The 23,345-nt window shown below is 72.5% G+C and carries 21 protein-coding genes and 1 pseudogene; 11 read left to right on the top strand and 11 right to left on the bottom strand.

The window, feature by feature from the left end:
• Positions 1 to 83: 83 nt before the first annotated feature.
• From IE178_RS01240 to IE178_RS01230, 3 genes are read right to left on the bottom strand one after another with little or no spacing between them, the layout of a single operon-like run.
• Entirely contained in the window at positions 84 to 914 is an 831-nt protein-coding gene (locus IE178_RS01240; protein WP_193510968.1) for a sugar phosphate isomerase/epimerase family protein, read from the bottom strand.
• Positions 911 to 2,062, bottom strand: a complete 1,152-nt coding sequence (locus IE178_RS01235) for a dihydrodipicolinate synthase family protein (RefSeq protein WP_193510967.1) — start codon at positions 2,060 to 2,062, stop codon at positions 911 to 913. Before IE178_RS01235 ends, IE178_RS01240 begins: the two co-directional genes overlap by 4 nt.
• Positions 2,059 to 3,210, bottom strand: coding sequence for a Gfo/Idh/MocA family protein (locus tag IE178_RS01230; protein ID WP_184760503.1), 1,152 nt, complete (start codon positions 3,208 to 3,210; stop codon positions 2,059 to 2,061). The genes IE178_RS01235 and IE178_RS01230 overlap by 4 nt, the downstream gene beginning before the upstream one ends.
• Before the next feature lie 280 nt (positions 3,211 to 3,490).
• On the opposite strand from IE178_RS01230, the gene IE178_RS01225 reads away from it, so the two are divergent.
• The 3 genes and pseudogenes from IE178_RS01225 to IE178_RS01215 all read left to right on the top strand — a co-directional run bounded on the left by IE178_RS01225 (position 3,491) and on the right by IE178_RS01215 (position 6,092).
• Positions 3,491 to 4,537, top strand: a complete 1,047-nt coding sequence (locus IE178_RS01225; RefSeq protein WP_193510966.1) for a LacI family DNA-binding transcriptional regulator — start codon at positions 3,491 to 3,493, stop codon at positions 4,535 to 4,537.
• A 140-nt stretch (positions 4,538 to 4,677) separates the two neighbouring features.
• Positions 4,678 to 5,280: pseudogene (locus tag IE178_RS01220) on the top strand (GNAT family N-acetyltransferase); the annotation flags it as partial.
• Positions 5,281 to 5,291: 11 nt separating this feature from the next.
• Entirely contained in the window at positions 5,292 to 6,092 is an 801-nt protein-coding gene (locus IE178_RS01215; RefSeq protein WP_193510965.1) for a sugar phosphate isomerase/epimerase family protein, read from the top strand.
• A 183-nt stretch (positions 6,093 to 6,275) separates the two neighbouring features.
• Here the strand turns inward: IE178_RS01215 and IE178_RS01210 are convergent, their stop codons facing one another.
• On the bottom strand, positions 6,276 to 7,193 hold the full coding sequence (locus IE178_RS01210) for an EamA family transporter (protein ID WP_193510964.1): 918 nt from the start codon (positions 7,191 to 7,193) through the stop codon (positions 6,276 to 6,278).
• Between the two features lie 89 nt (positions 7,194 to 7,282).
• On the opposite strand from IE178_RS01210, the gene IE178_RS01205 reads away from it, so the two are divergent.
• The 3 genes from IE178_RS01205 to IE178_RS01195 all read left to right on the top strand — a co-directional run bounded on the left by IE178_RS01205 (position 7,283) and on the right by IE178_RS01195 (position 11,365).
• On the top strand, positions 7,283 to 8,200 hold the full coding sequence (locus tag IE178_RS01205; protein WP_184760499.1) for a LysR family transcriptional regulator: 918 nt from the start codon (positions 7,283 to 7,285) through the stop codon (positions 8,198 to 8,200).
• Positions 8,201 to 8,539: 339 nt separating this feature from the next.
• On the top strand, positions 8,540 to 10,384 hold the full coding sequence (locus tag IE178_RS01200; RefSeq protein ID WP_193510963.1) for a glycoside hydrolase family 3 protein: 1,845 nt from the start codon (positions 8,540 to 8,542) through the stop codon (positions 10,382 to 10,384).
• Between the two features lie 330 nt (positions 10,385 to 10,714).
• Entirely contained in the window at positions 10,715 to 11,365 is a 651-nt protein-coding gene (locus IE178_RS01195; RefSeq protein ID WP_193511170.1) for a hypothetical protein, read from the top strand.
• Between the two features lie 19 nt (positions 11,366 to 11,384).
• Here IE178_RS01195 and IE178_RS01190 read toward each other — a convergent pair whose 3' ends face one another.
• The 4 genes from IE178_RS01190 to IE178_RS01175 form a co-directional block, all read right to left on the bottom strand.
• Positions 11,385 to 12,818: a S28 family serine protease gene (locus tag IE178_RS01190; protein WP_193510962.1), complete on the bottom strand. Its 1,434-nt coding sequence runs from the start codon at positions 12,816 to 12,818 to the stop codon at positions 11,385 to 11,387.
• 96 nt (positions 12,819 to 12,914) lie between these two features.
• Positions 12,915 to 13,301, bottom strand: a complete 387-nt coding sequence (locus IE178_RS01185) for a hypothetical protein (protein ID WP_184760495.1) — start codon at positions 13,299 to 13,301, stop codon at positions 12,915 to 12,917.
• A gap of 103 nt (positions 13,302 to 13,404) precedes the next feature.
• Positions 13,405 to 17,112 carry an ABC transporter ATP-binding protein gene (locus tag IE178_RS01180; protein ID WP_193510961.1) on the bottom strand — a complete coding sequence of 1,236 codons (3,708 nt, stop codon included), beginning with the start codon at positions 17,110 to 17,112 and terminating at the stop codon, positions 13,405 to 13,407.
• Between the two features lie 77 nt (positions 17,113 to 17,189).
• On the bottom strand, positions 17,190 to 18,251 hold the full coding sequence (locus tag IE178_RS01175; RefSeq protein WP_193510960.1) for an esterase-like activity of phytase family protein: 1,062 nt from the start codon (positions 18,249 to 18,251) through the stop codon (positions 17,190 to 17,192).
• Between the two features lie 141 nt (positions 18,252 to 18,392).
• Here IE178_RS01175 and IE178_RS01170 point away from each other — a divergent pair, with 141 nt between their 5' ends.
• Positions 18,393 to 19,235, top strand: a complete 843-nt coding sequence (locus tag IE178_RS01170; RefSeq protein WP_193510959.1) for an endonuclease I family protein — start codon at positions 18,393 to 18,395, stop codon at positions 19,233 to 19,235.
• Here IE178_RS01170 and IE178_RS01165 read toward each other — a convergent pair.
• Positions 19,198 to 19,521: a hypothetical protein gene (locus IE178_RS01165; RefSeq protein ID WP_193510958.1), complete on the bottom strand. Its 324-nt coding sequence runs from the start codon at positions 19,519 to 19,521 to the stop codon at positions 19,198 to 19,200. The two genes, IE178_RS01170 and IE178_RS01165, sit on opposite strands and share 38 nt — an antisense overlap.
• The gene (locus IE178_RS01160) at positions 19,518 to 19,727 is read right to left on the bottom strand and encodes a hypothetical protein (protein WP_193510957.1); all 210 of its coding nucleotides are present in this window, start codon (positions 19,725 to 19,727) and stop codon (positions 19,518 to 19,520) included. Before IE178_RS01160 ends, IE178_RS01165 begins: the two co-directional genes overlap by 4 nt.
• A 666-nt stretch (positions 19,728 to 20,393) precedes the next feature.
• On the opposite strand from IE178_RS01160, the gene IE178_RS01155 reads away from it, so the two are divergent.
• The 3 genes from IE178_RS01155 to IE178_RS01145 all read left to right on the top strand — a co-directional run bounded on the left by IE178_RS01155 (position 20,394) and on the right by IE178_RS01145 (position 22,113).
• Complete coding sequence (locus tag IE178_RS01155) at positions 20,394 to 21,188, top strand: helix-turn-helix domain-containing protein (RefSeq protein WP_193510956.1); 795 nt, start codon at positions 20,394 to 20,396, stop codon at positions 21,186 to 21,188.
• Complete coding sequence (locus IE178_RS01150) at positions 21,181 to 21,384, top strand: DUF397 domain-containing protein (protein ID WP_184760490.1); 204 nt, start codon at positions 21,181 to 21,183, stop codon at positions 21,382 to 21,384. Before IE178_RS01155 ends, IE178_RS01150 begins: the two co-directional genes overlap by 8 nt.
• Positions 21,385 to 21,501: 117 nt before the next feature.
• Positions 21,502 to 22,113 (top strand): TetR/AcrR family transcriptional regulator, encoded by a 612-nt coding sequence (locus IE178_RS01145; RefSeq protein ID WP_184760489.1) that lies wholly within the window; start codon positions 21,502 to 21,504, stop codon positions 22,111 to 22,113.
• Here the strand turns inward: IE178_RS01145 and IE178_RS01140 are convergent.
• Positions 22,085 to 22,594: a GNAT family N-acetyltransferase gene (locus tag IE178_RS01140; protein ID WP_193510955.1), complete on the bottom strand. Its 510-nt coding sequence runs from the start codon at positions 22,592 to 22,594 to the stop codon at positions 22,085 to 22,087. The two genes, IE178_RS01145 and IE178_RS01140, sit on opposite strands and share 29 nt — an antisense overlap.
• Before the next feature lie 294 nt (positions 22,595 to 22,888).
• Here IE178_RS01140 and IE178_RS01135 point away from each other — a divergent pair, with 294 nt between their 5' ends.
• Positions 22,889 to 23,245 (top strand): peptidase inhibitor family I36 protein, encoded by a 357-nt coding sequence (locus tag IE178_RS01135; RefSeq protein ID WP_184760487.1) that lies wholly within the window; start codon positions 22,889 to 22,891, stop codon positions 23,243 to 23,245.
• Positions 23,246 to 23,345 lie beyond the last annotated feature (100 nt).

Here is a 23,345-nt window from a genome sequence, read left to right as displayed (position 1 = left end):
GGCACGCTCCGCGCCCGGGGTACGTGCGCCCGGCCACACCGTGTCCGCACGCACGTACCCCGCGCCTCAGCGCGCGGCGGCCCTCACCCCGCGTGCTCCACGAAGCGCGCCGCCGTCTCGGCGAGCACCTCGCGCCCGTCCCGGGCCCACAGCGCGTCGTTGAAGAGCTCGACCTCGATGGCGCCGGTGTAACCGGCCGCCTCCACGTACCCCTTCCACTCCCGCATGTCGACCGCGCCGTCGCCGATCTGGCCCCGGCCGTTGAGGACGCCCTCGGGCAGCGGGGTGGTCCAGTCGGCGAGCTGGAAGGTGTGGATGCGGTTCTGGGCGCCGGCGCGGGCGATCTGCGCGGGCGCGGTGTCGTCCCACCAGATGTGGTAGGTGTCGACGGTGACGCCGACCTGGTGGGCGGGGAAGCGTTCGGCGAGGTCGAGGGCCTGGGCGAGGGTGGAGACCACGCACCGGTCGGAGGCGAACATCGGGTGCAGCGGCTCGATGGCCAGCTTCACCCCGTGCCGCTCCGCGTACGGGCCCAGCTCCGCCAGGGCGTCCGCGATGCGTTCCCGGGCGCCGCGCAGGTCCTTGGATCCGGCCGGCAGGCCGCCCGAGACCAGGACCAGGGTGTCGGTGCCCAGGGTGGCCGCCTCGTCGACGGCACGGCGGTTGTCGGCCAGCGCGGCGGCCCGCTCGCCGGCGTCGATCGCGGTGAGGAAGCCGCCCCGGCACAGCGTCGTGACCGCCAGGCCCGCGTCGCGCACGAGCTTCGCCGCCGCCTGAACGCCGTACGCCTGGACCGGCTCGCGCCACAGGCCCACGCCCGGCACGCCCAGGTCCCGGCAGACGTCGACGAGTTCCGGCAGGGACAGCTGCTTGACCGTCATCTGGTTGATGCTGAAGCGCGCGAGGCCGGTCACGGGGTCACTCCGTACAGGTGCAGCAGGGTCCTCATCCGTTCCTCGGCGAGCTTGGGGTCGGGGAACAGGCCGAGGCCGTCGGCGAGTTCGTAGGCGCGGGCGAAGTGCGGCAGGGAGCGGGCCGACTGCAGGCCGCCGACCATCGTGAAGTGGCTCTGGTGGCCCGCCAGCCAGGCCAGGAGGACCACGCCCGTCTTGTAGAAGCGGGTCGGGGCCTGGAAGAGGTGGCGGGAGAGTTCCACGGTGGGGTCGAGGAGGGCGCGGAAGCCTGCCGTGTTCCCCGTGTCGAGCACCCGGACCGCCTCGGCGGCCAGCGGGCCCAGCGGGTCGAAGATGCCGAGCAGGGCGTGGCTGAAGCCCTGGTCGTCGCCCGCGATCAGCTCGGGGTAGTTGAAGTCGTCGCCGGTATAGCAGCGCACCCCCTGCGGGAGGCGGCGGCGCAGGTCGATCTCGCGCTGGGCGTCCAGGAGCGAGACCTTGATGCCGTCGACCTTGTCGGGGTGGGCGGCGATGACCTCAAGGAAGGTGCCGGTGGCCGCGTCGAGGTCCGTGGAGCCCCAGTAGCCCTCGAGCGCCGGGTCGAACATCGGGCCGAGCCAGTGCAGGATCACCGGCTCGGCGGCCTGGCGCAGGAGGTGGCCGTAGACCTCCAGGTAGTCCTCGGGGCCGCGCGCGGTGGCGGCCAGGGCGCGGGACGCCATGAGGATGGCCTGCGCGCCCGACTCCTCGACCAGCGCGAGCTGTTCCTCGTAGGCGGCGCGCACCTCGGCGAGGGTGCCGCCGGTGATCTGGTCGGTGCCCACGCCGCAGGCGATCCGGCCGCCGACCGCCTGCGCCTCGGCGGCCGAGCGGCGGATCAGCTCGGCGGCGCCCGCCCAGTCCAGGCCCATGCCGCGCTGGGCGGTGTCCATGGCCTCGGCGACACCGAGCCCGTGGGACCACAGGTGGCGGCGGAAGGCGAGGGTGGCGTCCCAGTCGACGGCGGCGGGCGCGTCGGGGGTGGTGTCGGCGTACGGGTCGGCGACGACGTGCGCGGCGGAGAAGACCGTACGGGAGGTGAAGGGGGCTCCGGGGTTGACGGAGAGGGGCTCGGTGCGGGGCTCGTAGGCCCGCAGCATGCCGTTCGCGTCGGGCAGGTGCAGGGTCACAGCGCGATCTCCGGTACGTCGAGGCGGCGGCCCTCGGCGGAGGACTTCAGGCCCAGTTCGGCGAGCTGGACGCCGCGGGCGCCGGCCAGCAGGTCCCAGTGGTAGGGGGCGTCGGCGTAGACGTGCTTGAGGAACAGCTCCCACTGGGCCTTGAAGCCGTTGTCGAACTCGCCGTTGTCCGGCACCTCCTGCCACTGGTCGCGGAAGACCTCGGTGGCGGGGATGTCCGGGTTCCAGACCGGCTTCGGGGTGGCGGAGCGGTGCTGGACGCGGCAGTCGCGCAGGCCGGCGACGGCCGAGCCCTCGGTGCCGTCCACCTGGAACTCGACGAGTTCGTCGCGGTTGACGCGCACCGTCCAGGAGGAGTTGATCTGGGCGATCGCGCCGCCGTCCAGTTCGAAGATGCCGTAGGCGGCGTCGTCGGCGGTGGCGTCGTAGGGCTTGCCGTTCTCGTCCCAGCGCTGCGGGACGTGGGTGGCGGTGAGGGCCTGGACGGTCCTCACCCGGCCGAACAGCTCGTGCAGCACGTACTCCCAGTGCGGGAACATGTCGACGACGATGCCGCCGCCGTCCTCGGCGCGGTAGTTCCACGACGGGCGCTGGGCCTCCTGCCAGTCGCCCTCGAACACCCAGTAGCCGAACTCGCCGCGCACCGAGAGGATCCGGCCGAAGAAGCCGCCGTCGATGAGCCGCTTCAGCTTCAGCAGGCCCGGCAGGAACAGCTTGTCCTGGACGACGCCGTGCTTGATGCCGGCCGCGTTCGCCAGGCGGGCGAGTTCCAGGGCACCGTCGAGGCCGGTGGCGGTGGGCTTCTCGGTGTAGATGTGCTTGCCCGCGGCGATCGCCTTCCTGAGCGCCTCCTCGCGGGCCGAGGTCACCTGCGCGTCGAAGTAGATGTCGACGCTCTCGTCGGCGAGGACCGCGTCCACGTCCGTCGAGATGTGCTCGAGGCCGTGCCGCTCGGCCAGCGCCTTGAGCGCGTGCTCACGGCGGCCGACCAGGATCGGCTCCGGCCACAGCACGGTGCCGTCACCGAGGTCGAGGCCGCCCTGCTCGCGCAGGGCCAGGATGGAGCGGACCAGGTGCTGGCGGTAGCCCATGCGCCCGGTCACACCGTTCATGGCGATACGCACCGTCTTGCGTGTCACGTCATTCCCTTCGTACGCGGTCCGCGCGCCGCGTACGCCCCACCCGTCACGCGGCGACTGCCGACGCGTGACGGGTGACTGGTGAACGTCACAGCAAGCGCTTTCTATGTACAGAGAAGCTAGCCTCTGAACGGCGGTGTGGACAAGACCACGGCGGACCGGAGTTGTTCGAGCGGGCGAACAACCGCGCGGATGGCCGTAGGGTCTGCTCGGAACCACGGCCACGGGTGTGGGTGTGTACGACGGCGTACGGCGGGACGCGCGAGGCGGAGGACGAGACATGACGGTGACCCTGGCGGACGTGGCGGCTCGCGCACAGGTCTCCCCCGCGACGGTGTCGCGCGTGCTCAACGGGAACTATCCCGTGGCCGCGTCCACCCGTGAGCGGGTGCTGAAGGCCGTGGACGAACTGGACTACGTCCTCAACGGCCCCGCCAGCGCCCTGGCCGCCGCCACGTCCGACCTGGTGGGGATCCTGGTGAACGACATCGCCGACCCGTTCTTCGGGATCATGGCGAGCGCGATCCAGGGGGAGATCGGGGGTCCGGGCGGGCGCGCGGGCGGGGAGAGACTCGGGGTGGTGTGCAACACGGGCGGCTCGCCCGAGCGCGAACTGACCTACCTCACCCTGCTCCAGCGGCAGCGCGCGGCGGCGGTGGTGCTGACCGGCGGCGCGATCGAGAACGCGTCGCACAAGGCCGCCATGGACACGAAGCTGCGCAAACTGGGGGACGCCGGGACCCGGGTGGTGCTGTGCGGCCGGCCGCCGGCGCCGGAGACCGGGGCGGTCGCGCTGACCTTCGACAACCGCGGCGGGGGCCAGGAACTGACCGAGCATCTGATCGGCCTCGGGCACCGGCGGCTGGGGTACATCGCGGGCCCGCAGGAGCGCACGACGACGCGGCACCGGCTGGAGGGGCACCGGGCCGCGCTGGCCGCGCACGGCATCGAGGAGGATCCGCGGTGGACCGTCCACGGCCGCTACGACCGCCGGTCCGGTTACGAGGCCACGCTGGAACTCCTGCGCAGGGACCCGTCGTTGACGGCCGTCGTCGCCGCGAACGACTCCGTCGCGCTGGGCGCGTGCGCGGCGCTGCGGGACTCCGGGCTGCGGATCCCGGACGACGTGTCGGTGGCCGGCTTCGACGACCTGCCGTTCAGCATCGACGTGGTGCCCGCGCTGACGACGGTGCGGTTGCCGCTGACGGAGGCGGGGGCGCGGGCGGGGCGGATCGCGATGGGGCGGGAGGAGGCGCCGCCCGGGGGGATCGCGGCGGTGCGGGGGGAATTGATGGTGCGTGGGTCCGCGGCGGCGCCGCGGGAGTGATCGGACCTCGGGTCCGGGGCGATCACCGCCGGTGCGGGTTGTGGGGGCGGTCGCGCAGTTCCCCGCGCCCCTTCAGGGAGGTGCGGTCGGGTGGCCCCGTGCGGGCAGTCGAGGGCTGAGCGCGCGGTTCCCCGCGCCTCGGCTCCCTGCTGTCGCAGGTCCCGGCCGCCGACCGGGGCCGCCTCGCGGAGGCCATGCACACCATCCGCGACCTCCTCTCCGACGGCCGCCCGCCCGGCCCCGAGGACGTCGTCCCGCGCGAGCCCGGCCCCGGCGACCTGGGCTGGATCGTGCAGCGCAACGCCGCGCTGTACGCGGCCGAGTACGGCTGGAACGCCGACTGCGAGGGCCTGGTCGCCCGGATCGTCGCCGACTACGCGCAGGACCACGACCCGGCTCTGGAGCGCGTGTGGATCGCCGAGTCGGACGGCCGGCCCGTGGGCAGTGTGATGTGCGTACGGGACGAGGCACCCGCCACGGCCCGCCTGCGGCTGCTGCTGGTCGAGCCGGACGCGCGCGGACTCGGCATCGGCGACCGGCTCGTCACGGCCGTCGTCGGCTTCGCGCGCGGCGCCGGCTACCGCGACCTGGTCCTGTGGACCAACGACGTGCTGTCCGCCGCCCGCCGCGTCTACCGGCGCCACGGCTTCGACCTGGTCGCCGAGAAACCGCACCGCTCCTTCGGCCGGGACCTGGTCGGCCAGGACTGGCGCCTGAGTCTTGACTCCGGGGTCCCGGGGTAAGGTCCCTTGACATGAAGCTGGCGTTCTCCACCCTCGGTGTCCCCGGCCTGCCTCTCACCGACGTGCTGGCCCTCGCGACCGCGCACGGCTACCACGGCGTCGAACTGCGCGCCCACCCCGAGGAACCCGTCCACCCGAACCTCACCCCGGCGCAACGCGCGGACGTCGCGGCCGAGTTCAAGGCGGCCGGCGTCGGACTCCTGGGCCTCGCCGGATACGCCCGGGTCGCCGCCCCGGGCGAGGACGCTCCCGTCCTCGCCGAGATCCGCGCCCTGCTCGACCTGGCGCGCGACCTGGGCGCCCCGTACATCCGGGTCTTCCCCGGCGGCGGCACCGAGCAGAGCCCCGAGGAGGCGGACGCGACGGCCGCCCGCCGACTGGGCACCGCCGCCGAGTACGCGGCCGACCTGGGCGTGCGCATCCTGCTGGAGACCCACGACTCGCACCGCACCGGCGCCGACGCGATGCGCATCCTCGGCCTGGTCGGCCACCGCCACGTGGGCGCGCTGTGGGACGTGATGCACACCTGGCTCGGCGGCGAGCAGCCCGTGGAGAGCTTCGCGGCCCTCTCCCCCCACCTCGGCTACGTCCAGGTCAAGGACATCGCCTCCGCCGACGACATGACCCCGCTGCCGCTCGGCACCGGTGTGCTGCCGCTGACCGACTGCGTGGAGGTCCTCTCCCGCCACAGCTGGGACGGCTGGCTCTGCTGGGAGTACGAGAAGCGCTGGTACGCCGACGCCGCCCCGCTCCCCGGTCTGCTCACCCCCGGCCGCGAGCACCTGGCCCGGCTCCTCAACGAGTCGGCCTGACCGCAGGACTGCGGCGTTCGCGTGCACGTCCGTCCGAGTCCGTCCCGGCCGAGGCCGTGGAGGGGTGGGGCGCCGGTGGCGGTGACCGGAGGCGCCGGGCGGGCGGCGGCCGCCCGCGGGGCAGCCGGGCGGGCTCTCGCGCACGCTCCGGGTCGTCGGACGGGGTTCCCGCCGCGGCGGCGCTCATGAGCGGCCGACGGCCGCCCCGGGGGCCGGGACGCCCGCCGGCGGGACCTGAGCGGTGGGCCGCCGAAGCGACACCGACGCCAGGGCCACTCCGCCCACCAGCAGCGCCGCCGCGCACCACCGCAGCGGGGTCACCGACTCCCCCAGGAACAGCGCGGCCGACGACATGCCGAAGACCGGGACGAGCAGGGAGAACGGCGCGACGGTGGAGGCGGGGTGGCGGCGCAGCAGCCAGCCCCAGGCGCCGAAGCCGAACACGGTGGCGATCCAGGCGACGAAGAGCACCGTGCCCGCGCCCTGCCAGTCGAGGCCTCGCAGGGCGTCCAGGTCCCGCGACGGGCCCTCCAGCAGCAGCGACAGGGCCAGCAGCGGCAGCACCGGAACCGTGCTCACCCAGATCATGAAGTTCAGGGCGTCCGGGGGCGACGCCTTACGGGTCAGGATGTTGGAGACGCCCCAGCAGGCCGCCGCCGCGACGACCAGGGCGAAGCCGCCCAGCGGGCCCGAGGCGCCCTCGTCGACCGCCGCCACGCCGATCCCGGCCAGCGCCACCGCCATGCCCACCAGCCGTATCTTCGAGGGGCGTTCACCGAGCAGCGCGAAGGCGAACAGGGCGGTGAACACCGCCTGGACCTGGAGCACCAGCGAGGACAGTCCGCCCGGCATCCCCGCGTCCATGCCGACGAACAGCAGCCCGAACTTGGCCACCCCGAGCGCCAGTCCCACCCCGAGGATCCACTTCCACGCCACGTTGGGGCGCCCCACGAGGAAGACCGCGGGCAGCGCCGCCACGAGGAAACGCAGGGCGGAGAAGAGCAGCGGCGGGAAGTGGTCGAGCCCGATCTCGATGACGGTGAAGTTCACCCCCCAGACGGCGGCGACGAGGACGGCGAGGAACAGGTGGGAAGGTCGCATACGTAGAGGATCACCGCCCATCACCCTTCAGCACCAGCGATCATTCCTGCATGGTTGGATGAAGCATCACTAACCGATCGGGAGCCGTCATGCTCGACCTCCAGCGTCTGCGCGCCCTGCACGCCGTCTCCGTCCACGGCACCGTCGGCGCCGCCGCCGTGGCGCTCGGGTACACCTCCTCCGCCGTCTCCCAGCAGATCGCCAAGCTGGAGCGGGAGACCCGGACCGTGCTGCTGGAACGGGAGGGCCGGGGCGTCCGGCTGACCGACGAGGCGCATCAGCTGGTGCGCGCCGCCCGGGAGCTGATCGCCATCGTGGAGCGGGCGGAGACCGAGCTGGAGGAGCGGCGCGGGGTGCCGGCCGGACGGCTGACCATCGCCGCGTTCGCCTCGGCGGCGCGCGGGCTGATGCCGCCCGTGCTGGCCGACCTGGCCCGCCGGCACCCCGCGCTCGACACGCGGCTCACCGAGATCGACCCCCATCTCTCCGTGGACCTGGTGGCCAAGGGCGCCGTCGACCTCGTGGTCGCGCACGACTGGGACATCGCGCCGCTGCCCGCCCCGGCGGGCGTGGAGCAGGCGGTCGTCGGGAACGACCTGTGCGATCTGCTGGTGCCCCGCCACCATCCGTTCGCGGGACGTACGGCGGTCCGGCGGGAGGAGCTGGGCGGCGAGCGGTGGATCTGCCAGCCGCCGGGGCGGGTCTGCCACGAGTGGCTGGTGCGCACCCTGCGCGCGGCCGGGCACGAGCCGGAGATCGTCCACCAGGCCGACGAGAACCCGACCCTGGTCGCCCTGGTCGCGGCCGGGCTCGGCATCGCGCTGATCCCCCGGCTGGGGCGCGGCCCGCTGCCCGAGGGGGTGGTGGAGGTGCCGCTCGACCCGATGCCCGTACGACGGCTGTACGCGCTGTGGCGCGCCGGTGCGGCCCGCCGCCCGGCGATCGCGGAGACGGTGCGCACGCTGCGCGAGCACTGGCCCGAGGTGTCGGCGCACGCGCCCCGCTAACCCCGTCAGGACCGCCGGCCCCGACTTCGGGAAATACGGCCCGGCCGGGGAACCCGTCCCCGCCTCGGCCCGTCCCATGTGCAGGCTGCCGGATGAGTCTCCGTGGTGCGGTGTCGGCCTCGCTGCTGGCTGCGATCGCTGACCTACCCTCTCCGCCGTGCCGCGGCCGGCAGCACGCCGTCATCGGCGCGCCCCCTCCCACCGCGCCGATGACGGCCCCTGCCCGGTTGGTGCGCGCGCCCTTGACTGGCAGAAACTTCCCGGATATTGGTGGCGTCCTGGCAGTTTCCTTCAGCGGATCCCCGGTCCCCCGCGGATCACCTTCCAAAAGGAGCGCACGTGCCCGACAGCAGCACCGGAAGCACGGGAAACACCGCACGTCCGTCCAGACGGGCCGTCCTCGCCGCGACGGCGGGCGTCACCACCGCCCTCGCGGCCGGCGGCACCGTCCACGCCGCCACCGGCCCGTCCGCCCCCGACGACCGAAAGCTCCGCGCCCTCATCTCTCGCATGACGCTGGAGGAGAAGGTCGGCCAGCTGTTCGTGATGCGGGTCTACGGCCACTCCGCCACCGACCCCGACCAGGCGGACATCGACGCCAACCTGAAGGAGATCGGTGTCCGCACGGCCGCCGAACTGCTCGCCAAGTACCGGGTCGGCGGCATCATCTACTTCGCCTGGGCGCACAACACCCGCGCACCGCACCAGATCGCGGACCTGTCCAACGGCATCCAGGAGGCGTCCCTCGCGCTGGAGCGCGGGCTGCCCGTGCTCGTCTCCACCGACCAGGAGCACGGCATCGTGGCCCGCGTGGGCGAGCCGGCGACGCTGTTCCCGGGGGCGATGGCCATCGGCGCGGGCGGTTCCCGCGCCGACGCCCGCACCCTCGGCCGGATCGCGGGCAGCGAACTGCGCGCCCTGGGCATCCGCCAGAACTACTCCCCGGTGGCCGACGTCAACGTCAACCCGGCCAACCCCGTCATCGGCGTCCGCTCCCTCGGCTCCGACCCGCGGTCCGTCGCGGAGCTCGTCGTGGCGGAGGTCAAGGGCTACCAGTCGTCCCGCATCGCCTCGACGGCCAAACACTTCCCCGGGCACGGCGACACGGTCGACGACAGCCACGCCAAGCTCCCCTACATCCACCACACCCGCGAGCAGTGGGACCAGCTGGACGCGCCGCCGTTCCGGGCGGCGATCGCCGCGGGCATCGACTCGATCATGACCGCGCACATCGTCGTCCCCGCCCTCGACGCCTCCGAGGACCCGGCCACCCTCTCCCGCCCGATCCTCACCGGCATCCTGCGCGAGGAGCTGGGCTACGACGGGGTCGTCGTCACCGACTCCCTCGGCATGGAGGGCGTCCGCAGCAAGTACGGCGACGCCCGGGTGCCGGTGCTGGCGCTGAAGGCCGGCGTGGACCAGCTGCTCAACCCGCCCTCCCTCGACGTGGCCTGGAACGCGGTCCTGAACGCCGTGCGGGACGGCGAGCTGACCGAGGCCCGGCTCGACGAGTCGATCCTGCGCGTGCTGCGGCTGAAGGCGAAACTGGGCCTGTTCCAGGACCCGTACGTCACCCACGCCGGCGTCGACCGCACCGTCGGCACCCGCTCCCACCTGGCCACGGCCGACCGCATCGCCGAGCGGACCACCACCCTGCTGGTCAACGAGGGCGGCCTGCTGCCGCTGTCCCCCCGCAGCCGGCCGAAGCTGCTCGTGGTCGGCGCCGACCCCGCCTCCCCGTCCGGCACGACGGGACCGCCGACCGAGACCCTCGCGGGCGCGCTCACCGAGCTGGGGTTCACCGCCACCGCCCTGTCCACCGGCACGGCACCGTCGGCCGCGACCATCGCCAAGGCGGTGGCGGCGGCGCGGGACGCGGACGCGGTCGTCGTCGGGACGTACAACGTCACGGCGGCCGGCAGCCAGAAGACGCTGGTCGAACAGCTGCTGGCGACCGGCACGCCGGTGGTGGCGGTGGCGGTCCGCAACCCGTACGACGTGGCCCACCTGCCCGGCGTGGCCGCGTATGTGGCGTCGTACTCCTGGACCGACGTCGAACTGCGGGCGGCGGCACGGGTGATCGCGGGCAGGGCGGACCCGCGCGGGACGCTCCCGGTGCCGGTGCAGCGGGCGGACGACCCGGCGACGGTGCTGTATCCCGTCGGGCACGGGCTGACGTACTAGGACCCGTCTGACCATTCGCGTCGTCGCCCGCAGGACGGCCTCGCGGCGTCAGGTGCGTGCTCTCGGCGTGCCGGGCGCAGAGCCTCGTACGGGATGTACTCGGCTCCGCGCCCGGTGCGGCGAGAGTGCGTGCATGGCGTCGCGAGGCAGGCGGGAATCGTCAGACAGGCCCCAGCCGCCGCACGCGGGCCCCGCCCCTCCCCACTTGGACGTAGCACCCGTACGCCACACACCCGACACACCACACCCGAAGTGCGCAAAGCACCCCACATGTCTGGCGTGACCCGGCTCGCCGGGTCACGCTGGACAGGGGTGTCCGGGGGGATGACGATGCACGTGGGAAATGGGTGGGGGACGTTCGCCGCGCTCGCGGCGGCGGGCGCGGTGCTGCTCACCGGCTGCCAGAGCGCGCCGGGCGGCGGTGCCGAGGAGGACGGCCGAGTGGGCGGGCGGAGCACGGCGACGGTGTCGCCGGCACCGGCCCTGCCATCCGGGTACGGGGCGGTGTTCCTCGCGGTCGACGAGTGCAGCTCCTTCGGGCGCACGAGTTTCACCGAGGTGTCCTGTACCAGTGAACGGGCGGCGGCCCGGGTGGTCGCCCGCCACGACGGAACGGTGCGCGACGGGCCGCGCTGCCCTGCGACCACCGACTTCGTGCTGCACATCAGCGAGCAGCGCCCCTCCTCCGACGAGGACGGCGACGGGGCGGTGCCGCGCGGCTACGCCTGCATGCGCCACCTCCAGCCGCCGCACCCCGGGGACCCGGGCGGCGGGGGCGGGCCGCGCACCATCGTCGGCGACTGCGTCTACGACCTGGGCGACGGCAAGGTCCGCGAGACGGCGTGCGACGGCTCGGGCAAGCGGAAACCGCAGTTCGAGGTGACGAAGGCCGTGGACGACCGGTCCGAGTGCCCGGCGTCCACGGCCCTCTACGTCCGGCTCGGCGGGACCACACCGGTGGGCTGCGCCCGCCCGGTGTAGTCCCGTACCGGACGCGGTGTCACGGGCGCAGCGTCCGCTGCCGCTCGACGTCCCGCTGGTCGAGCTTGGCGTCGTACTTCGCCAGCGGCTTCGCCGCCGCCGGGTTCTCCTGGACCGCGCTCGGGGCGACGTCCGCCCAGTCGAGGATGCGGGCCGTGGCGAACGCCTTCTCCTCGGCGACCAGACCGGCCACGTTCGCGCCGTGGTTCATGCCGGGCGCGGTGAAGACGTACGCGTCACGCGCGCCGCGCCCGAGGCGGAACGGCTCGGCGCCCCACGGGTCGTTCTCGCCGTACACGAACAGCATCTGGTGCGCGTTGTCGCGGACCCAGCTGTCGACGTCCCGCATGACCCGCGGCTCGAACTTCATGTCGATCGAGCGGGGCACGAAGTGGCGCGGCGGCTGGTAGCCGTAGCGGACGTACTGCTTCTCGATGTGCGGGAAGTGGATGGTCGGCGCGCCCAGCTGCGTACCGGCCTGGTAGTAGTACGGCGTGTACGGGCTCAGGCCCTGGTCCGTGTAGAACGAGAACCCGGAGACGGTGTCGACCGAGGTCCAGATCTCGTCGTCGGTGGCGTTCTTCGCGTCCGCCGGGATCTGCTCGCAGTCCGCCGGGGTGCTGTACTGCCAGAAGCCCCACACGTAGTCCAGGACGACGGCCTCATACGCCCGGTCCAGGCTGCCGATGGTGTCGAAGGTGTAGCCGTTCTCGGCGGCGTACGCCTCGTACTTCTTCTCCAGCGGCTCGCGGCGCACCAGCGCCTCGCGCTGCACCCCGTTCAGCCGGTCGCGGCACTCCTTGGTGCCGACGTTCGCGAAGAAGCGGTCGTAGGCCGAGTCCTCCTTGTTCACCACGTCGTTGGGGGCGACGTAGGCGACCACGCCGTCCATGTCACGCGGGTAGAAACGCTCGTAGTAGGTGGCGGTCATGCCGCCCTTGGAGCCGCCGGTGGAGATCCAGTTCTCGGAGTAGATGCCCTTCAGCGCCTTGAAGATGCGGTGCTGGTCGCTGGCGGCCTGCCAGATGTCCAGCTTGGACCAGTCGGCCGGGTCGGGCCGGGACGGCGTGAAGAAGCGGTACTCCATGGAGACCTGGTTGCCGTCCACGATCTGGGTCGGCTCGCTGCGGCGGGGCGTCGTGGAGACGCTGTAGCCGCCGGTGTAGAAGACGGTCGGCCGCGCGGTGTCCTTGTGCAGCACGGTGATCCGCTGCTGGAACGTGCCCTCGGAGGGCCTGCGGTGGTCGACCGGCTGGGTGTAGTTGAGGACGAAGAAGCGGTACCCGGTGTACGGCTTCTCCTCGACCAGGCTCATGCCCGGAACGGAGAGCAGTCTCTCCTTGATGTCAGTGCTGCCGGTGACCTTCGGCTCGGCGGCGGTGGCCGCCCCGGCCGTACTCAGTGTGCCTATGAGCACCGTGAGCGCCAGCAGCCATCTGAGCGCCTTGCGCATGCGCACTCCCCTGTGAGACAGATGTGCGCCGGAAGCTAGCGGACCGACTCCCCACAGCACCAGGGGACATAGGGATAACCCTCGGTCACGCGCGGGTCAGCACAGGATCCAGCCGGAGCTGACGGACCCTCCGCCGACCCTGCCCTTCACCCACACGCAGCGCCGGCCCGCGTGCACGGTCACCGGGCCGGCGTGGTGCTTGTACGTGCCCTCGTCGACGACCGGGCGGCCCCCGCGCGCCCGCAGGCTCACCGACATCTTCCGTTTCGTCCCGGGCTTCGTGGCGTAGGTGACGGCACAGACGTAGCCGCCCCGCTTGTAAAGGACCACCGACCCGGTGGAGAACGGCAGGGTGCGCACCTTGCGCCCGGCACAGGACGCGGCGGCGTGCGCGTCACCGGGTGCGGCGACGGAGAGCACTCCCGAGGCGGTCAACACCGCCAGGCCCAGCGCGAGTCTCCGGCGTATCGCTCCACTGCCCACAGTCGTCCTCCCGTACCGCGCCTGCCGCGCCCAACGGCGTACGCGTGTACGGACGCGTGACGTAGGCCGGATGGTTGCGCGCGGGTCGCACGACGGGCGCCCCTCAGGCCGGAGCCGGGACGTCCTCCCCCACGAACGTCCGCCACAGCTCGGCGTACTTGCCGCCGAGCCGGAGCAGTTCCTCGTGCGTGCCGTCCTCCGCGACCCTGCCGTGGTCGATGACGACGACCCGGTCGGCGCGGGCGGCGGTGGTCAGGCGGTGGGCGACGACCAGTGTCGTACGACGGCCGGCCAGCCGGTCGGTGGCCTGGTTGACCTGGGCCTCGGTGGCCAGGTCGAGCGCGGCCGTGGCCTCGTCGAGCAACAGGATGTCCGGGTCGACGAGTTCGGCGCGGGCCAGCGCGATCAGCTGGCGCTGACCGGCGGAGAGGTTGCGGCCCCGCTCGGCGACCTCGTGGAGGTAGCCGCCCTCCAGCGTGGCGATCATCTCGTGCGCGCCGACCGCCCGGGCCGCCGCCTCGACCTCGGCGTCGGTGGCGTCCGGGCGCCCGTAGGCGATGGCGTCGCGGACGGTCCCCGGGAAGAGGTACGCCTCCTGCGGGACGACGCCCAGCCGGTGCCGGTACGCGGTGAGGTCCAGGTCCCTCAGGTCCGTGCCGTCGACGGTGACCCTGCCGCCCGTGGGGTCGTAGAACCGGGCGACCAGCTTGACCAGGGTGGACTTCCCGGCGCCGGTCTCGCCGACGAAGGCGACGGTCTGCCCGGCGGGGACGGTGATGTCGATGCCTTCGAGCGCCTCCTCGCCGTCGCCGTACGCGAAGCGCACGTCCTCGAAGGCGATCTCCCCGCGCAGGGAGGTGACGTCGAGCGGCTTCTTCGGGGCCCGGGTGGAGGTCGGCTCGCGCAGCAGCTCCTGGATGCGGCCCAGCGAGACGGACGCCTGCTGGTAGCCGTCGAAGACCTGGGACAGCTGCTGCACCGGCGCGAAGAACAGGTCGATGTAGAGCAGGTACGCCACCAGGGCGCCGGTCGTCAGCGTCCCGTCGTCGATCCGCGCACCGCCCGCGATCAGCACCGCCGCGGCCGCCGTCGAGGACAGGAACTGCACGAACGGGAAGTACACCGAGATCAGCCACTGGCCGCGGATGCGCGCGCTGCGGTAGTCGGCGCTGCGTGCGGCGAACCGGCGTCCGCCGTCCCGCTCGCGGCGGAAGGCCTGCACGATCCGCAGCCCGGACACCGACTCCTGCAGGTCGGCGTTGACCAACGACACCCGCTCGCGGGCCAGTTCGTACGCCTTCACACTGGCCCGGCGGAAGAAGTACGTCGCGACGATCAGCGGGGGCAGGGTGGCGAAGACGACCAGGGCGAGCTCGATGTCGATCACCAGCAGGGCGGCCATGATGCCGAAGAAGGTGACCACCGACACGAACGCCGTGACCAGGCCCGTCTGCAGGAACGTGGACAGCGCGTCGACGTCCGTCGTCATCCGGGTCATGATCCGGCCGGTCAGCTCGCGCTCGTAGTAGTCGAGGCCGAGCCGCTGGAGCTGGGCGAAGATCTTCAGCCGCAGCGCGTACAGGACGCGTTCACCGGTGCGGCCGGTCATCCGGGTCTCGCCGATCTGCGCCGACCACTGCACGACCACGGTGATCAGGGCGAGCAGCGAGGCCGCCCACACCGCGCCGATGGCTGCCTGGTTGACGCCCTGGTCGATGCCGTGCCGGATCAGCACCGGCAGCAGCAGTCCCATGCCGGCGTCCACGGCGACGAGGCCGAGGCTGATGAGGAGGGGCGTTCGGAAGCCGCGCAGCAGGCGGCGCAGGCCGTAGGAGTCCTCCGGGCGGACGGCCTGGGCCTCGTCGACGCCGGGGACGTCGTTCGCCGGGGGCAGCGCCTCCACCTGGGCGAGGAGTTCCGGGGTGGCCGGGGTGCCGGCCAGGGCGGTGTCCTTGGGCTCGCGGTCGCCGGTCCACAGCCGTGGGGTGACCCCCCGTTCGGCGTCGAACTCGGCGTCCAGCTCCGCGCGGACGGAGGTGTCCTCCTCCTGCGGTCCGGCGGGCGGGGTGTGGCCCGGGGAGACGGCGCCCAGCTCGTCGGGGTCGGTGAGCAGGCGGCGGTAGAGGGCGCAGCGCCGCTGGAGCTCCTCGTGGGTGCCGATGTCGGCGAGCCGGCCGCCGTCGAGGACGGCGATGCGGTCGGCGAGGTTGAGGGTGGAACGGCGGTGGGCGATCAGCAGGGTCGTACGGCCCCGCATGACCCCCTTGAGGGCCTCGTGGATCTCGTGCTCGACGCGGGCGTCCACGGCGGAGGTGGCGTCGTCCAGGACCAGCAGGCGCGGGTCGGTGAGGATCGCGCGGGCCAGGGCGACGCGCTGGCGCTGCCCGCCGGAGAGGGTCAGTCCGTGCTCGCCGACCGTGGTGTCGTAGCCGTCGGGCAGCTCGGAGATGAACCCGTCCGCCTGGGCCGCGCGGGCGGCGGCGGTGATCTGCTCGTCGGTGGCGTCCGGGCGGCCGTACGCGATGTTGTTGCGCACGGTGTCGGAGAAGAGGAACGAGTCCTCGGGGACCAGCCCGATCGCGGCGCGCAGGGACTCCTGCGTCAGCTCGCGCACATCGTGGCCCCCGACGAGGACGGCGCCGTGGGTGACGTCGTAGAAGCGCGGCAGGAGCAGGGAGACGGTGGACTTGCCGGAGCCGGAGGAGCCGACGACGGCGAGGGTCTCGCCGGGGCTGATCTCGAAGGAGAGGCCGTCCAGGACCGGGCGGTCGGAGTCGTAGCCGAAGGAGACGTCGTCGAACTCGACGGTCGCGGGGGCGTCGGCGGGCAGCGTCGTGGTGCCGTCGGCCAGTGACGGCTCGGTGTCGATCAGCTCCAGGACGCGTTCGGTGCCGGCGCGGGCCTGCTGGCCGACGGTGAGGACCATCGCGAGCATCCGGACGGGGCCGACGAGCTGGGCAAGGTAGGTGGAGAAGGCGACGAACGTGCCCAGCGTGATGTTCCCGCGTACGGCGAGCCAGCCGCCGAGCGCCAGCATCGCCACCTGGCCGAGGGCGGGGACGGCCTGGAGCGCCGGGGTGTACCGGGAGTTCAGCCGGACGGTGCGCAGCCGCCCGGCGTACAGCCGCCGGCCGACCTCGCGCAGCTTGCCCGCCTCCTGCTCCTCCTGCCCGAAGCCCTTCACCACGCGCACGCCGCTGATCGCGCCGTCGACCACCCCGGCCACGGCGCCGGCCTGCGCCTGCGCGTACCAGGTGGAGGGGTGCAGCCGGGTGCGGCTGTGCTTGGCGATCCACCACAGGGCGGGGGCCACGGCGAGGGCGACGAGGGTGAGCGGCAGCGACAGCGACGCCATGATCACCAGGGAGATCAGGAACAGCAGCAGGTTGCCGATGGTCATCGGCAGCATGAAGAGCAGGCCCTGGATGAGCTGGAGGTCGCTGGTGGCGCGTCCGATGACCTGCCCGGTGGACAGCTCGTCCTGGCGTCTGCCGTCCAGCCGGGTGATCGTCGTGTACATCTCGGTCCGCAGGTCGTGCTGGACGTCGAGGGCGAGCCGGCCGCCGTAGTAGCGGCGGACGTAGGTGAGGACGTAGACGACGAGCGCGGCGGCGATGAGCAGACCGGCCCAGGTGGCCATGTCCCTGGTCTTGTCGCCGATCACGTCGTCGATGATCACCTTGGTGATCAGCGGGACCAGCGCCATCACGGCCATGCCGCCGAGGGAGGAGCCCAGGGCGAGGACGACGTCCTTGCGATGCCGCCACGCGTACCCGGTCAGTCGCCGTGCCCATCCCCGTTGCGCTGTCACGCGGGTGCCCTCCGATCGTCCTGATCTACCGGAAGGCACCAACGCGGTCAGCGGCGGATTTCATCCCTCCGCGAGGGTCAGAGGCGTACGCGCAGAGCGTAGAAGCGGGTCGTCTGGTTCTCGCTCTGGTTGTCGTCGCTGACCAGCAGCACCTTCAGCCGGCCGTGGTGGCGTCCGGTGATCACCATGCCCTCGACGTTGTCGAGGAGCGGGTTGGGCTGGGGCTGCCGGGCGGTGGCGCCGAGGGTGGGGCAGTCGGCGAGGTCGGCGAGGAGGGTCTTGCGGACCGGCCGCACGCGGGTCTCCCGGTCCAGCCGCTCGATCGCGCGGGTGTCGGTCGCCCGGCGCGGGTCGGCCAGGTAGAGGCGGACGGTGTTGCCGACCCCGGCGGTGAAACCGCGCTCCAGGACGAGGAGGCGGCCGTCCGGGAGTGCGGTGACCTCCGGGACGCCGAGGCCGGCGTCGGCGCGGTACGCGTACTGCGGCCCGAGCCGGAACTCGCCCCGGTCGCGCTGCCAGGTCTGGAGGCGGACGGTGTCCGCGCCGTCCCCGGCCAGGGCGTACTCCATGGACGCCAGCAGGGTGCGGCCGCCGGGGAAGAGGGTCAGCCCCTCGAAGGTGCCGTTGGTGCGGGCGCGGCCGGCCGGGGCGACCCTCAGCGCGGCGGGCACGGGCAGCCGACCGAGCACACGGCCGTCGGCGGCGTGGCGACGGACGGCCGGCTCGGTCTCCGAACCGATCAGCCGGGTGCCGTCCCGGTCGACGACCAGCCCCTCGGAGTCGAGGGCGCCCCCGTCTTCGTCGGCGAGCGGTACGACCGCCTCGGGCTCGAGGGAGTCGGCGTCCAGACGGAACAGGGCGGACCGGTCGGACAGGGCGGCGAGCGAGCCGTCCCGGTCCACGGCGAGGGCGGAGAAGTTGCCGACGTGGGTGCCGTCGTACGTCGTCTTGTCGAGGGCGTCGGAGAAGCGGTCGATGGAGACGGACGGGGAGCAGGCGTGGTGCGGGCCGTCCGGCCGGGCGTGCGGCTGGGCGTGCGGCTGGGCGTGCGGCTGGGCGGTCGCGGGGCCGGTGGCGGTCAGGCAGCCGGCCGCCGTGAGGGCCGCGGTGGTGGTGGCGAGGAGGGTTCTCAGGCGCATGCCCGCACCGTAGGACGGCCGGGTGACGACCTCTCACCACGGACCGACACATGACCGACACCTCGTCTTCACCCTCATGAATACATGTCCATGTCACGCTTCCCATCGGCCAATCAACCCGCGTAGATCGGACGTCCCCACATGCCCGTGACACACATACGCCGCCGTTGGAAGACCCTCGCCCTGGCCACCTCGGCCATGCTGGTGGGTCTCGCCGTCCCCGCACTGACCGCGCCCTCCGCCGGGGCCGCGACCACCGCAGGGGCCGCGACCACCGCCGGGGCCATGACCACCGCGTACGACGACACGTACTACGCCGACGCCGTCGGCAAGTCCGGCACGGCGCTGAAGGACTCCCTGCACACGATCATCAGCGACCAGACGAAGATCTCGTACTCGGCCGTCTGGGACGCCCTGAAGGTCACCGACCAGGACCCGAACAACAGCAACAACGTGGTCCTGCTGTACTCGGGCCTCTCCCGCAGCAAGTCCCTCAACGGCGGTGACACGGGTGACTGGAACCGCGAGCACGTGTGGGCCAAGTCCCACGGCGACTTCGGCACGTCCACCGGGCCCGGCACCGACCTGCACCACCTGCGCCCCGAGGACGTCCAGGTCAACTCCATCCGCGGGAACAAGGACTTCGACAACGGCGGCAGCTCGTTCACCAACAGCGGCGGCAGCCTGACCGATTCGAACTCCTTCGAGCCCCGCGCCGCCGTCAAGGGCGACGTGGCCCGCATGATCCTCTACATGGCGGTCCGCTACGAGGGCACCGACGGCTGGCCCGACCTGGAGCCCAACGACTCCGTCACCAACGGCAGCGACCCGTACCACGGCCGCCTCTCGGTCCTGAAGCAGTGGCACCAGCAGGATCCGCCGAGCGCCTTCGAGGAGCGCCGCAACGAGGTCATCTACGACTCCTACCAGCACAACCGCAACCCGTTCATCGACCACCCGGAGTGGGTCGAGTCGATCTGGTAGCCGCCAGACGGGCGCCCCGGCTCTCGGCGATCCGGCACACGTCGGTGAGCGACTCGCGCATGCGTGCGAGCAGGAACCGGAGCTGGTCCTCGGTCACGCGGCGGTCGGCGAGCAGGTCCGCAGCGTGGCCGAGGAGCTCGTCGGCCATGGCGAGTTGGGTGTCCTCGACGGTGTCGGCGCGGCGCGAGAGGTATCCCGTTCCGTCCGTGACGAGGTAACAGGGCTTGCCGTCCGCCCCCGTCCAGGGCAGGAGGCGCGGTTCGCGGTCGCGGTCCGCGTGCGTCATGCCGTCACCTCCACGCCGTGGATGATCCGCGGCCCGACGCCGATGCCGTGCACGGCGCACCACAGCGCGCGACGCCGGGCGCGCGCCCGCCCGGCGTCTTCCCCGCGCTCGTGGGCGAGGACGCGGGGGCGGACGAGGGCGGAGTCCTCGCCGCGGAGGTGGCGGGCGCCCGCCCGCCCGGCGGCCGGCACCCGGGCGGCCGGCATCCCAGCACCCGGCATCCCGGCACCCGGCACCTCGCCATCCGGCACCCCGACGCCCGGCACCGCGACACCTCGACGCCCGGCACCTCGCCGTCCGGCACCCCGACACCCGGCCACCCCGACGCCCGGCACCGCGACACCTCGACGCCCGGCACCTCGACACCCGGCCACCCCGACGCCCGGCACCTCGACACCCGGCCACCCCGACGCCCGGCACCGCGACACCTGGCACCGCGACACCCGACACCTCACCGTCCGGCACCCCGACACCTCGACGCCCGGCACTCGACACCCGGCACCCCGACACCCAGCCACCCCGACACCCCGACACCCCGACACCCCGACACCCCGGCACGCCGACACCCCGGCACCCCGGCACCCCGGCACCCTGGCACCCTGGCACCCTGGCACGACCAACTGTGGGAGGGGCGCGGAGGCGGCGCGCCGGTGCCTGCCCATGTCGGGCGGCAGGGGCCCGGCAAGGCGGGCGAGGCGGTCGTTCATGTCGTCGGCTCCTGGGATTCGTTGATGAGCATGCCCCCGAACCGGTCCCACGACCACGGGGGCATCGCCTTGTGTAGTCATCTGCTCACAGTGTGAGACGGGTGCGGCTAGGCTCGCCAGAGGGGAACTGGTGACAAGGCCTTCGTCACAAGGGGTGTTGACGCGATGAGCAGCATCTACGGGGACTGGCTCAAGGAGCGGCGCGAGTCCGCGGGCCTGACCCAGCAGCAGTTGGCCGACACGGCGATCATGACGCGTTCGCACATCGCCCACATCGAGGCGGGCCGCCGGGTGCCGTCGCACGAGGACGCACGCCGGCTGGATGCGGCGCTGAACACGGGGAACGTCCTGAGCAGTTTCCTGCCGGAGCAGCACGCCGCCGTCGCCGACTACTTCGAGGCCGCGCGGCTGCTCGAACAGCAGGCGGTGATGATCAGGGAGTCCGCAGTGACGTTCGTCCCGGGAGTCCTGCAGACGGAGAGGTACGCGCGCGCTGTCCTCGGCACGACGTTCCCTCCCCTGAGTGACGGAGAGCGTGACAAGCGCCTCGTCACACGCCTTGAGCGGGCGAAGATCCTCGACGATCCCACCACACCCGTCTTTTGGGCCCTGCTGGACGAAGGCCTGCTGCACCGCCCGGTGGGCGGCCCCGATGTCATGACGGAGCAGCTCATGCACCTTGTGCAGCTGGTCGAGCGAGGCCGGATCCGCGTTCATGTCATGCCTCGTGGGACGGGTGCCTACCCCGTCATGCAGGGCATGCTGAGCCTGATGTGGTTCGAGGACCAACCCCCGGTGGCCTACTCCGAGGGTGTGCGGGTGGCCAAGATTCATGACGCCCCGGCAGTCGTCGAACAGTTGCAGGGCGCCTACCATCTCGCACTGAGCGACGCGCTCCCGCTACGCGAGTCGCTTGCCGTCATGAAGGCCACAGCGAAGGACTATGCGAACGATGACTGACCGGGCCATAGCCGACACCGCAACGCTCAGCGGTTGGCGTAAGTCGTCGTACAGCGGAAACGAAGCAGGGAGCTGCCTCGAAGTGGTCGACGACCGTACCGGTGTGGCCGTTCGGGATTCGAAGGTGGTGGACGGGCCGGCGGTGGTGTTCTCGGTCGTGGGCTGGACGTCGTTCATCGCCGCCCTCAAGGACTGACCCTCTCACCCGAAAAACGTGAACACCCCCACCCTCACCGTCCAGACGTCGCTCATCTGAGTGGCCCACGGGCGTTGGCCCGCCCCCTGCTCACCCTTTTCCAAGAGGGTGTCCCCCATGAGCTCCCGATTCGCCTACGACCACAACCCCTACAGCACGGGGCACGTGATCAGCACCGTGCGCACCCTCATGCGGACCGGCGGCCTGGACGTGTCCCTGACCGCCATCGCCCGTAGCTGCGGAATCACGCGCAACTTCCTGTACGCCAACTGGAAATCGGCCTCCGCCCTGCACCTGCGCGCGCTGCGGACGGAGCTGGCGCAGGCCTTCGACACGGCGGACCGCGCCTGCCCGAGTGATGGCACCGTCCCCGGAATCACCGCGCATCTGACGGAAGTCGTGCGGGTCGTTCGCCGTCACCCGACCACGGCCGCCGTCGCACGGACCTCCCCCAGGACCTTCTCGGCGGCGTACACGGCGACCGAGGGCCCGCTGCTGCAGACCGCCATGGAACGCATCAGCGACGTGCTGCACCCCCTCTGCCGGAACGGCGGCATCTGGGGCGACCCCCGGCTGGGCTCCCGTCCCTGGAAGATCCTGTGGATCGCCCGGCCCGCCGCCCTCTGCCCCGAAGCCGTCGGCGACGCAGCCCGGGAGGACACACTGGACAACGCCTTCGCCGAGCTGCTCCGCGACCTGCTCATCCCCTGGACTCCGCAAGGGTGTTGAACGAGATCCAGACATCGGGAGGCAGGTCCGGCCGGTTCGGCACCTCTCTGCGTTCCTCTGTCCACGCCTCGCCGGCGATCGCCGTGGCGGCGCGACGCCAGAAGCGCACCGCGACCGTATTGGCATCCTGGAAGGCGATGTCCCACGCACCCGGGTGCCTGGCCACGACCTCCCGAACAACACGCAGCCCGATCCCCGTCCGCCGCGCGCCGCGCACCACGAAGAAGCTGTTCATCACGCGGGCGGGGCCGTTGAGGCCACGGACGAACACGAAACCGACGGGACTGTCCCCCATCACGACGAGGTAAGGCGCCCAGCCGGGCTCGGTGAACGCCATGTGGAGCCGATCGGTGCGGAAGGTCCCGTCGGCGTGGGGCAGCACGTCCTGGAACTCCGACATGTCATGGCGGAACATCAGCCACAGCCGCTCCACCACGGGACGGTCGGCAGGGCCCGCGGGGCGTATGGACAGGTCTGGCACGAGACTCCTTCGTCACTTCCGTGAGCGTCGCAACAATGTCACTTACGTCGTCCGCAGGCCCGACCGCAACCCGTTGGCCGAGGCTCCGGGCGCCGGTGCTCCGGACCCGCACGCCCCGCGTGCGGCGCCCGCCGCTCGCGGGAAGCACCCCCGCCGAGCCTCCGGTTCGCTCCATCAGGTGGTGTGGACGGTGGGCCGCACCGATCGGCCCCGCCCCGCCGCAACCATGGAAAGCGCCCCGGCACGTCCGCCGGGGCGATTCCATGCCTCCACGCCGCCTTACTGGAGAGTGCCGTGAAGACTCGTTCCTGGTCCCTCGCCGCCGTCCTCGCCCTGACCGCGCTCGCGCTGCCCGCCCACACGGCGTCCGCCGCCCCGGCCGCACCCCCCGCCTGTCCCGACGGATCGGTGTGCTTCTGGAGCGGCGAGGGCTTCGACGGCGACTACTGGGAGTGGACCGCGCGCAGCGGCTACCGCGACATGCCGCCCCGCCTCCACGACCACGTCGGCTCGTTCGTGGCGAGCACCCGGGCCTGCTTCGTGAACTGGCAGCCGGTCGAGAAGCGGAACGTCTTCAACGGCGACTGGCGCTCCCGCTACCTCGGCGACTTCGGCGGGCGAATCGACGGAGTGGGCCCAGGCGGCTGCTGACCCACCGAACCCGCCCCACCGAAGCCCGGCCCGCGGAGCCCGGTCCACCGAAACCCGGCACGCGGAGGTCGGCCCGCGGAACCCGGCCCACCCAACCCGG

The sequence above is a fragment of the Streptomyces griseoloalbus genome, assembly GCA_014650015.1.
GTDB classification, from domain to species: Bacteria; Actinomycetota; Actinomycetes; order Streptomycetales; family Streptomycetaceae; genus Streptomyces; species Streptomyces griseoloalbus.
This window is presented reverse-complemented; position numbering and strand designations above follow the sequence as displayed.

What these genes read in the sequence shown, in the direction of transcription:
- IE178_RS01210 (WP_193510964.1), bottom strand. Translation starts at nt 7,193, where the DNA reads ATGCGACCTTCCCACCTGTTCCTCGCCGTCCTCGTCGCCGCCGTCTGG.
- IE178_RS01215 (WP_193510965.1), top strand. Translation starts at nt 5,292, where the DNA reads ATGAAGCTGGCGTTCTCCACCCTCGGTGTCCCCGGCCTGCCTCTCACC.
- IE178_RS01190 (WP_193510962.1), bottom strand. Translation starts at nt 12,818, where the DNA reads ATGCGCAAGGCGCTCAGATGGCTGCTGGCGCTCACGGTGCTCATAGGC.
- IE178_RS01160 (WP_193510957.1), bottom strand. Translation starts at nt 19,727, where the DNA reads ATGCCGGCCGCCCGGGTGCCGGCCGCCGGGCGGGCGGGCGCCCGCCAC.
- IE178_RS01155 (WP_193510956.1), top strand. Translation starts at nt 20,394, where the DNA reads ATGAGCAGCATCTACGGGGACTGGCTCAAGGAGCGGCGCGAGTCCGCG.
- IE178_RS01175 (WP_193510960.1), bottom strand. Translation starts at nt 18,251, where the DNA reads ATGCGCCTGAGAACCCTCCTCGCCACCACCACCGCGGCCCTCACGGCG.
- IE178_RS01150 (WP_184760490.1), top strand. Translation starts at nt 21,181, where the DNA reads ATGACTGACCGGGCCATAGCCGACACCGCAACGCTCAGCGGTTGGCGT.
- IE178_RS01195 (WP_193511170.1), top strand. Translation starts at nt 10,715, where the DNA reads ATGCACGTGGGAAATGGGTGGGGGACGTTCGCCGCGCTCGCGGCGGCG.
- IE178_RS01205 (WP_184760499.1), top strand. Translation starts at nt 7,283, where the DNA reads ATGCTCGACCTCCAGCGTCTGCGCGCCCTGCACGCCGTCTCCGTCCAC.
- IE178_RS01145 (WP_184760489.1), top strand. Translation starts at nt 21,502, where the DNA reads ATGAGCTCCCGATTCGCCTACGACCACAACCCCTACAGCACGGGGCAC.
- IE178_RS01170 (WP_193510959.1), top strand. Translation starts at nt 18,393, where the DNA reads ATGCCCGTGACACACATACGCCGCCGTTGGAAGACCCTCGCCCTGGCC.
- IE178_RS01225 (WP_193510966.1), top strand. Translation starts at nt 3,491, where the DNA reads ATGACGGTGACCCTGGCGGACGTGGCGGCTCGCGCACAGGTCTCCCCC.
- IE178_RS01165 (WP_193510958.1), bottom strand. Translation starts at nt 19,521, where the DNA reads ATGACGCACGCGGACCGCGACCGCGAACCGCGCCTCCTGCCCTGGACG.